At 48.1% G+C, this 9261-nt stretch carries 10 protein-coding genes; 7 read left to right on the forward strand and 3 right to left on the reverse strand.

Translation table 11 applies throughout. The features are described from left to right. Nucleotides 1-39: 39 nt before the first annotated feature. From AAX04_RS08685 to AAX04_RS08700, 5 genes are all read left to right on the forward strand, one after another. On the forward strand, nucleotides 40-624 hold the full coding sequence (locus AAX04_RS08685; RefSeq protein ID WP_066796981.1) for a hypothetical protein: 585 nt from the start codon (nucleotides 40-42) through the stop codon (nucleotides 622-624). A 125-nt stretch (nucleotides 625-749) separates the two neighbouring features. Further along, nucleotides 750-1679, forward strand: a complete 930-nt coding sequence (locus AAX04_RS08690; RefSeq protein ID WP_066796982.1) for a malate dehydrogenase — start codon at nucleotides 750-752, stop codon at nucleotides 1677-1679. Nucleotides 1680-1730: 51 nt separating this feature from the next. Next, nucleotides 1731-2774 (forward strand): M20/M25/M40 family metallo-hydrolase, encoded by a 1044-nt coding sequence (locus AAX04_RS08695; RefSeq protein WP_066796985.1) that lies wholly within the window; start codon nucleotides 1731-1733, stop codon nucleotides 2772-2774. A 69-nt stretch (nucleotides 2775-2843) separates the two neighbouring features. Further along, nucleotides 2844-3095 (forward strand): hypothetical protein, encoded by a 252-nt coding sequence (locus AAX04_RS11980; RefSeq protein ID WP_156519780.1) that lies wholly within the window; start codon nucleotides 2844-2846, stop codon nucleotides 3093-3095. Continuing rightward, nucleotides 3044-4018, forward strand: a complete 975-nt coding sequence (locus tag AAX04_RS08700; protein ID WP_066796987.1) for an MFS transporter — start codon at nucleotides 3044-3046, stop codon at nucleotides 4016-4018. The genes AAX04_RS11980 and AAX04_RS08700 overlap by 52 nt, the downstream gene beginning before the upstream one ends. Before the next feature lie 148 nt (nucleotides 4019-4166). On the opposite strand, the gene AAX04_RS08705 is transcribed toward AAX04_RS08700, so the two are convergent. After that, nucleotides 4167-5600 (reverse strand): zinc ribbon domain-containing protein, encoded by a 1434-nt coding sequence (locus AAX04_RS08705; protein ID WP_066796989.1) that lies wholly within the window; start codon nucleotides 5598-5600, stop codon nucleotides 4167-4169. 272 nt (nucleotides 5601-5872) lie between these two features. Here AAX04_RS08705 and AAX04_RS08710 point away from each other — a divergent pair, with 272 nt between their 5' ends. Then, a complete protein-coding gene (locus AAX04_RS08710; RefSeq protein ID WP_066796991.1) occupies nucleotides 5873-6349 on the forward strand; it encodes a PaREP1 family protein in 477 nt (158 codons plus the stop codon). 90 nt (nucleotides 6350-6439) lie between these two features. Here the strand turns inward: AAX04_RS08710 and AAX04_RS08715 are convergent, their stop codons facing one another. Then, nucleotides 6440-6709 carry a hypothetical protein gene (locus tag AAX04_RS08715; protein WP_156519781.1) on the reverse strand — a complete coding sequence of 90 codons (270 nt, stop codon included), beginning with the start codon at nucleotides 6707-6709 and terminating at the stop codon, nucleotides 6440-6442. A gap of 727 nt (nucleotides 6710-7436) precedes the next feature. On the opposite strand from AAX04_RS08715, the gene AAX04_RS08725 reads away from it, so the two are divergent. Further along, entirely contained in the window at nucleotides 7437-8594 is a 1158-nt protein-coding gene (locus tag AAX04_RS08725; RefSeq protein WP_066797000.1) for a cystathionine gamma-synthase family protein, read from the forward strand. A 247-nt stretch (nucleotides 8595-8841) separates the two neighbouring features. Here AAX04_RS08725 and AAX04_RS12490 read toward each other — a convergent pair whose 3' ends face one another. Then, on the reverse strand, nucleotides 8842-8976 hold the full coding sequence (locus tag AAX04_RS12490) for a hypothetical protein (RefSeq protein ID WP_255363578.1): 135 nt from the start codon (nucleotides 8974-8976) through the stop codon (nucleotides 8842-8844). Between the last annotated feature and the right edge of the window lie 285 nt (nucleotides 8977-9261).

Genomic DNA, 9261 nt, shown 5'->3' on the forward strand with positions numbered 1-9261 from the left:
AGGAAAACGATTTATAGCTTACCATAGAGTCAGGAATCAGTGACTATCAGCGAGGAATTCGTGAATGAGGCTTTAATGAGGATTAAGCCAGGTGAGGTTATTATACTGTGGACTAATGGGGAAACCTCGATTGAATTCGACGACGTGACATCGATAATGATTAACGTGAACAGTGATGAGTATTCAGTACTCAGGATGATCGCAATGGCGAGGGCTTACAACGACCCATTGATCTTCTCAAAATGGGCCATAACGGACGAGTTATCAGGCAGGAGGTACAGTAGGGTTGCTAGCCTAGCACTACTAAGCAGGTTAATTGACTACATACTGGTGGAGTCAGGCTACGAGGATTACGTGACCAAGTCCTTTAATGAGTCTGAGTTTAGGCGGACGTTGATTAATGGGCCCAGTGACCTTAAGTTAAGGGCACTTGAAGCCCTAGGCCTAGACGTACCGTTTAGCATTGAGATGAGCCATAGGGGCAGCGGCATCATTAATGATATCATTAAGGGCTTAGGCAGTGACTTCATAAGCCGCTATCTTGACTTAAGAAGCTATTTACTAAACAATACAAGTTTAGAGTATTTACTCAATTACCTGGACCTATTGTTTAGGGATTCATAAACTTCGACCATAAATTAATGATACATTTGATTAGAAATACTTTGAATTTAAAGCATAAAGACAATCCTAATGTCAAGAATTATTCACGGAAAAACTTATAAGTGCAGTAAGAACTAGTTAAACTTATGATAACTATAGTGGGTTCAGGTAGAGTGGGAGCCACCGCAGCCGCCTTCCTAATGTTCTACGAGGTGGATAACGACGTGACGCTAATAGACATAATCCAGGGGCTACCCCAAGGTGAGGCGTTGGATCTTAACCACGCCGCGGCTATACTGGGTAAGTCCGTTAGATACAGGGGTAGTAACGACTATAGGGACATGGAGGGCAGTGACATAGTCATAATAACCGCTGGGTTAGCTAGAAAGCCAGGTATGACCAGGGAGGAGCTTGCAGCAGCCAACGCTAAGATAGTTGCCGAGGTGGCTGACCAGGTTAAGAAGTACGCCCCAAACTCCATAGTCATAATAACCACCAACCCGTTGGACGCCATGGTTTATGTGCTTTATAAGAGGCTTGGCTTCCCGAGGAATAGGGTGATAGGCTTCAGCGGTGTCCTTGACTCAAACAGGATGGCCTATTACGCATCACTACTGATAGGCATAGCACCCGAGTCAATAATACCCGTTGTCCTTGGTCAGCATGGGGAGAATATGTACCCAGTCCCTGAGGCCTCCTTCGCCTATGGTAAGCCATTAACCGAGTTCCTAACAAGCGATCAGTATAATGATGTCGTTAAGAAGACTATACAGGCAGGGGCTGAAATAACTAACCTAAGGAAGTTCAGCAGTAACTGGGGCCCAGCGGCTGGGTTGGCGCTAATGGTCGACTCAATTAAGAAAAATAGGAGGAGAATATTCGAAGCCTCCGTCTACCTGGACGGTGAATATGGCGTTAAGGACATATTTGCCGAGGTCCCGGTGGTGCTTGGCAGAAATGGAGTGGAGAAGATAATTGAACTTAACTTAACCCCAGAGCAGAGGCAGAAGTTCATGCAGAGCATCGAGGCAATCAGGAAGAACCTAACCCAGGTCCCACCTGAATACCTCAAGTGAGCTAATTAACCCCGGTTAAGTTATTAAACCAAGGTTAATAATCCCCCTGCGATGGTTAACGAGGATGAGGTTAGGGGGTTATTGGCCAGCGTATTGAGGATATATAGCCCAAGTGGGGGTGAGGGGGAAGTGGCAGACTTCATCTTAAAGTACCTTAAGAGCCACGGTGTAGATGCTTGGCTCGACAAGGCCGGTAATGTAATATCCATTAGGGGTAATGGTGATAGGGTGCTTTGGCTACACGCTCACATGGATACCGTGCCTGGTTTCATTGAGGTTAGGGAGGATGGGGGATTAGTTTACGGTAGGGGGGCCGTGGATGATAAGGGGCCCCTTGTGTCCATGGTCACAGCATTCCTTAACTCAAACCCAGGCATAACCCTGGTCCTCACATTGGTAACTAGGGAGGAGAGTGATAGTCTCGGTTCACTAACACTGGTTAATAGTGATTTACCAAAGCCAACCGGCATAGTGGTGGGTGAGCCAACCAACATGCACATAGCCTACTCATACAGGGGTAGCGCCAAGGTCGAGGTTAAGTGCCTTGGGCATGGAGGCCACACGGCCGGGCCCGGGGTTGAGGATAACCCAATACTGAAAGTGTACGGCGCGTTAAATGGCGTAATTAATAGGCTTGGTAGTGGCCAGTCCTCCCAATCATACACAGTGACCCCCACGATGGTGCACTGCGGCGACCACCCAGGTAAGGTACCCACCGAGTGCTCCATGGTAATCAACGTAAGGATACCGTTAAACTCAACATGCGTAGAGCTGGAGAGGATGCTAGGCGGCATGGAGTGTGTTAGGGTTGTTGACTGCACAGACCCAGTATCAGTCAGCGTTAATAACCCAGTGATCAGGGCGTTGGTTAGGGCCAGCCTGAGGAATGGCATTAAACCCACCTTATCCAGGAAATTGGGGACAAGCGACATGGCCGTATTAGCAAAGTTAACCCTAAACATGGCTGCCTATGGACCCGGTGACCCGACACTTAGCCATGGGCCTGTGGAGTACATTAACATTAACGATGTTGCACTGGCCAGCAGGATACTGATTAATGCAATTGAGGAGTTTGGACATATAGAGTCGCGTTAAGCTGAATTTAGTATTCGCATCAATTTAAGCTCAGGATAATGCTTTTTAGCAGGGGATTGGTGGTTTATTATGAATGCTGATGATGGATTGAGTAGGTTACTGGTCTTCATCGGTATCCTCATCCCGTTCCTAATGAGCGCCTCCTGTGTATTCTCTGTGGTTTACCTGTTCCCCCAGCTAGCTGTGGTATTTCACGTGGGTGTTGATGCGTTATCCATCATGGTTACCTTATCCTTCATAGGTGGTGCCGTTGGGGGTGTTTCCTCGGCATGGTTGCCGATGCCTATGGTAGACGCGTTGGGTTGCTGTTCTCAACATTAATCTTCTCCCTATTCACCATAATTACTGGGCTAGCGGGTAACCTATGGGAGCTTTACGTGTTCTGGTTCCTGGTGGGTTTTGGGGTTAACGCAGAAAATGGCATCACATACGCTTTAGTCGCTGAGAACTGGAGGAGTGGGCGTGGTTTAATGGGTGGATTAGTGCAAGGCATATACTTCGTAGGTATCGTGCTAGATGCCGTGGTAAGCGGCATGATCAGGAACTGGAGGCTAGTCCTAGTTTCTGTGGGTGTAGCCTCACTGGCGTTATCATTACCCCTGGTTATGTTAGCGCCGGAGACCGTGGGTAAGATTGGCTTGAGGCAGGTTAGTTATGGTGACTTGTTTAGGGGGCGTCTACTTGCCGTAACCATACTTAGCACTATTCTAGTCGCCTCAGCGTTCCTATACACAATACCCCTTGTTAGCCTTGCACCCACCTACCTCAAGGCCGTGAAGCCTCTTGGGCTTAATGCATGGCTCATCGCATTACCGCTAATCGGAATCGTCGCCTACGTGGTGGCTGGTTATGCGTCGGATGTTTACGGTAGGGCAGAGACCCTAATAGTATTAGGTGCCTTAGCCCTTGCATCTTCAATAACCCTCCTCATTACCGCAAGGGTGAATGAGGGCTACGTTGCATTACCAATAGCGTTAACCTACTTCTCATCATCGATCTTCGCATACCTGGGCATATGGATTAGTGAATTATACCCAGCAAGGGTTAGGGCTACGGCTTCAAACTTCGCATTACTACTAGGCAGGCTACTGGGTGGAGTTGGCCCACCGTCTCTCCGGAGGCGGCGGTTCATGAAATCCCCACCGTCTCCTTCTCGACGGTCTCCCTGGGCCCCCTCACCGCAGCAGCTCCCCACCCGTCACCGGGGGTTCCTTGCCACTACGGATCTCGGAAACCCAGGGTAACTAATAAAGGGTGTTGGGGTTGGGTTAATAAACCCAACGCCAATGGAAATGAGTACTACAAATGATTATGAAAACTAAAACTACCCCTTGTGGCTACATTCTTCGGTTACAACCTTGGCATTGGGTTGGGCTATGTCTGGCCTCCTCCCTATTTGGGAGGTGTCCTTGCCCAGTCTTCATTGGCTTCTCTGGCTGGGTTCATGGGGCTGCCCCGGGCCAGCACCGCGGGGCTTTCCTCGCTGGCCGTGAAGGTCTTTAGTACTGCATGTATATATTGCACGATATTTTGTGGTATTAGTGGGTTTGATTTCCCTTCGTACTCTCTCCAATTCATTTCTAGCTTCATGTTCCACCAAACTCCCTTGGTCCAAGACCTTGGTGTTGTTTTCCACAACATATTGAGAATGGATGCGTGATCCCTATCTACATAATGCCCAAGTGGGCACTTTAGTACATGCCAATCATTGGTACTCTCAAGCTTCGTAAAGTGCACTGGGCACACTCTGCTGTTTCTGTATGAGGAGACACGAAATATCTTGGATCCACGCTCCAAAGCCTTTTCTTCCACAGCCTTCTCCAAAGCCTTGAATGGTGTCTGCTTTATGCGATGCCTCACCTCGTCCTTCCCAATACCATTAATCATCGATTCCTGTGGGTTGTCGCCAAGCTCCTCGGTTACAATGATTCCTGGAGTTTTTGCTAGTTCACTAGCTACCTGCCTAACCCTACCCAACTTCCTATCCTTCTCCCTTAGGTGCTTAACACGCTTCCTAAACTCCCTAACGTCTGTAATGCTCACGTACTTGCCGTTTGGTAGGGCGTACAGTGGCTTGAGCCTCTCGGTAATTGTATCCCTAATCCTCCCATACCTCCTAGCCAACCTACCGAAATCAGTCTTAATCGTGTATAGTTCTGGAACCATGTATTGCCTATTCCAATCAGCCACCATACCAACTGTGGATGCCAGGTTAATCCTACTAATAACTACCGTGTTCTCGTTAATGTCGAAGGTAACGACTGATTGTGGTTCCTCCTCCTTTGGCTTGACCTCGAAGATGAAGACCGCATACCACCTATTTGTCTTCCTCTTAATGATTAACGTGCTAGCCAAAACAGCTTCTCCAGTCAATACCCTCCACCAGTACTGCCAGAAGCGCTTGTGCAACCTTAACCAAACCTCCCTCCTCCCACCAAGTAAGGATAGCTCAAGCTTAACTGGGGCTATTGATTTAACGAACTGTTCATAACTCCATGCCTGCTCTGTAAACCTAATCGACACAGCCTTAACCTCAGGGTAGGGCTTGTCCACCAAGCCCTTCCTCCTCCTCTCCATGAATGACTTGGCGATCTCTGCGGCTTGTCTAATTGCTTGAATTATTAAATGTGCATGCAAGCCCTGGTACTCACTCCTATACTTGCTGTAGAACAACCTCTGGAGTTGGGTTGCACTCGTAACATTGTTCACAACAGCGTATTCAACAACCTCACGAATAATGTTAAGGTACATGGCTTCAACCGAATAGAGCAACTTATTAAACTCCTTAGCAACCTCAAGCTCAACAGCAACAGCCCTACGCAACATCCACAAGGAAAACCAACAACCAAACTTAAAAACCCAACCCCACCCTAAAGGACGAGGCTTAACCATTATGTTAACGTTATGCGCGGCACTAGCCCTAGCATCAACCCTACTGCTACGTGGACTTGCCGCAATAGGCTAGGTGATGATGAAGAACAACAAACCTCACCCTTCAGGGCGGGAGGGGTCAGGTGCACCTATGGCCCACTGAACGCCGTGGAGAGTATGGTGCACCTAAGCTTTATTAAGTCACTTACGGGTTAGGTTAATGTAGTATGGAGGAGTTGGTTAAGAGGGCTAGGGAGCTCGGCATTGACGTTGAGGATTTAATAATTACGGCGATTTCAAGGAGCGATCCATCTAATGGCTTGAGGCTAAGGCTTGAGTTGGCTAGGAGGTACTTGAATGAGGCCGAGGACTACGTTAGGAGGAATGACCCAGTTCAAGCGTCTGAGAGGGCATACAAGGCCGCTGAGGAGGTTGTTAAGGCACTGGCTGAGATTCATAACTTACCTGAGCACCAGGAGGCGTTGAGGGAGGGTAGGTGGTACACCTACATGCTCTTCACAGCGTCCAGTAAGCTATCTGAGAGGGTTGGGGAGTGGGTCTCCCTAGGCTGGAACACCGCGTACTCACTGCACGTGTGGGGTTTCTACGAAGCCAAGCTATCCACCGGTGACGTTGAGGTTGCCTTAAAGGTGGTGAAGAGGATGGTTGACAAATTTGAGGGGCTTCTAAAGACCAAGGAGTAAAATAATACTACTAAGCATCAATATAAAGCCTAGTTACCACTCCTCCTTTATGATTTACTCACCGCCTATTCAGTGGGTGTGTTGGGTACCTTAGCCCTGGGTTACGTTGCTTATTAATAGGTCAAATTCCCTTTGGTTAAATGCGAAGGAGTAGTTGACCAGGGTTTCATTTATGGTGAAAATAATTGTGGTGGGTGTTGGTTCTTGGGTTGACTCGTACGTGGTCATGGTCATGTTGGCTATTACCCCATTACCCAGTATGCAAATCTTAGTTACATTAACCGTTATTTCCACGGCAGGTGATTGAGCAATCGTTTCGTTGGGCGGCTTTATCGTTATTAAAGCAGTAGGTGGCTTCACCCTTCCAGCGACCTATGCCAATATACCTTGCGTTCCTTAATGAGCTCTCAGTCATGTAGTAGGATAACATGGTGTACTTGGTGTAGTTGCCATACGGCATGCACTTGCTAATGACACTGCCCGATGGCATCTCCTTCGTTACCAAGCAAATATTATCATTAGTCTTATAGATGGCTGATTCAACATATACGCTTGAGTTTTCGCCGCCCTGGATTACAAATTCCGTTCCATTAGTCACCACAGCATCCACTAATGGCGATCTGGATATCGTGACCACGCCGTTAATCTGCAGTACCTCTGAGATTAGGCTCGTGTTAATTAATTAGGACTCGGTTAAGCGATAAGTACCCGTGAAATTCTCACTAATCAGTAGCCTTTCTGCGTTTAAAAGCGCCACTTGCTGGCCGCCCCGACTTAACAATATAAAACGTAACCGCCGCCACCAAGGCTACCACTATCACTACCGCAATTACCCATCCCTTCATATATCATGTTTAGGTGTTTCTACATTATTTTTAAGTTTTACTTTAGCGAATTTAGTTTTCATGAAACCTAATTGGGTGCTTAATGTTGGTGAAATCAATACTACAAGTCTCGCTAAGTCTCCCGTTGGCAATGCTGATGGTTCTCAGGGTCAATTTAGGGATAACTCGGGTCGTTAACCTGTGTGTTAAGGGCCTTGCTGAGGGGTTAACTGCTTTAATAGGTGTGGCCGCTGGGGCTTCCTGTGGGTAAGGCTACGGAGTCCATTCATGGGCATGGGTTCGGTGACGAGGTTGGATCAGTGGTACCGCCCATATACCTAACCACACCCTTTAGGCAGGTTATTGAGGCTCAGTTATCGGATAGGGGGCTTGATTTGAAGTACTCTAGGGAGGAGAACCCAACGGTGAGGTACCTTGAACGCGTCTTAGCTAGGCTTGAGGGTGGGGTTGATGCCCTAGCCACAAACAACGGCATGGCGGCCATATCAACCATACTCATGACGATACTCAAGTCCGGTTTAAGGCTAATACTCCCCGCCGAGGTATACGGCACCACGCTGGGCTTAGCCATCAACATGAGGAAGTTCGGGGTTGAAACAGTCGTAACCATGCCCGAGACTAAGGACTTGGCTGAGGCCATTAAGGCTAACCCAGGCTCCGTAGTAATTGTTGAAACCATAACAAACCCCATGCTTAGGGTTATTGACGTGGATCACCTAATCAAAGTGTCCAGGGATACTGGCTCAACGCTAATCGTCGACAACACCATGGCTACACCAGTCCTGTACAGGCCCATTGAGCATGGGGCTGAGTTAGTCGTTCATAGCGCCACGAAGTACATTTCAGGGCATAATGACGTCTTGGCCGGGGTCATAGTGTCCAGCAGCCAATCCATAATTAATGACGCCTGGCAGTGGAGGAGGAGACTGGGCACGATAATACAACCCCTCGATGCCTACCTGGTTTTAAGGGGGGTTAAGACAATGAACCTGAGGGTTAGGAGGCATTGCGAGAACGCCATGGCTGTGGCTGACTTCCTAAGCAACCACCCAAAGGTCAGGGAGGTTTATTACCCAGGGTTAAAGTCAAGTGCATATCATGAATTGGCATCAAGGATGTTCAACGGCCTCTACGGGGGCATAGTCTCATTCAAGATTAAGGGTGGTAGGGAGGAGGCCCGCGAATTCCTAAATGCACTAAGCATGGTTAAGCCAGCCCCAAGCTTCGGCGGACCTGAATCCTTAATCACATACCCCATAACCAGCGCAGCACAGCCAATACCCGACGAATACAAGGCTAAACTGGGGATAGATGAAAGCCTACTAAGGCTGTCCGTTGGGCTTGAGGACCCCGAGGACATAATAAGCGACCTCGACAATGCACTAAGGCGGATACCGTAAATAAACGTACCTTAGGAAAAGCTTAAAAATGATGAGGGGTGGTTAAGGTCAAGGCGGGGGTGCCCGAGCTTGGTCAAGCGTCCTAATCCTTAGTGGCTTTACTGTTAATAGATTGTGCGTAAACGACATCCTACTAACACGTGATCGGTAGATTACTAAGAATGTACAGCACCAGAATTTATTCAAACCCACGCAGGCTTTCTTGCAATGATGTTTGGTTTTACGGTAGTTATACCTCTTGTGGTCCTCACGTTAGCACCACCTTCAGTAGTTTCTCCATGGTTTGTCTTAGTGCGTGTTGTTGTGCTGTGTGATTGTCACTATGGTTGCTCTTCATGAGCATTGCGTGCATTATCAGCATTGCTAGCTGGCGCCTAATCATTAACCACCCCTTTAGCTTTTTACCACGATTAGTTTGTGTATGGCGTGTGTTGACTTTGTTCCTCAAGGTGCCGGGAGTGGTTGAAGTGTTTGTTGGGTTTGATTCGCCGTGATGGTTAGCCCATCATTGGCTTGTGGGTTTATGGGTTATGTGTGCCTAGCCTCCACGCCTCCGCTGCCGATGCCATTATTGCCGTTGCCTGTTCAACCAATGCCATGTACTTTATGTAGTTAATGACTGCTAATCCGCCTCCTATGAGTATTGGCGGTATTAGTGTGAGTATTA

Source organism: Caldivirga sp. MU80, assembly GCF_001663375.1.
Lineage (GTDB): Archaea > Thermoproteota > Thermoprotei > Thermoproteales > Thermocladiaceae > Caldivirga.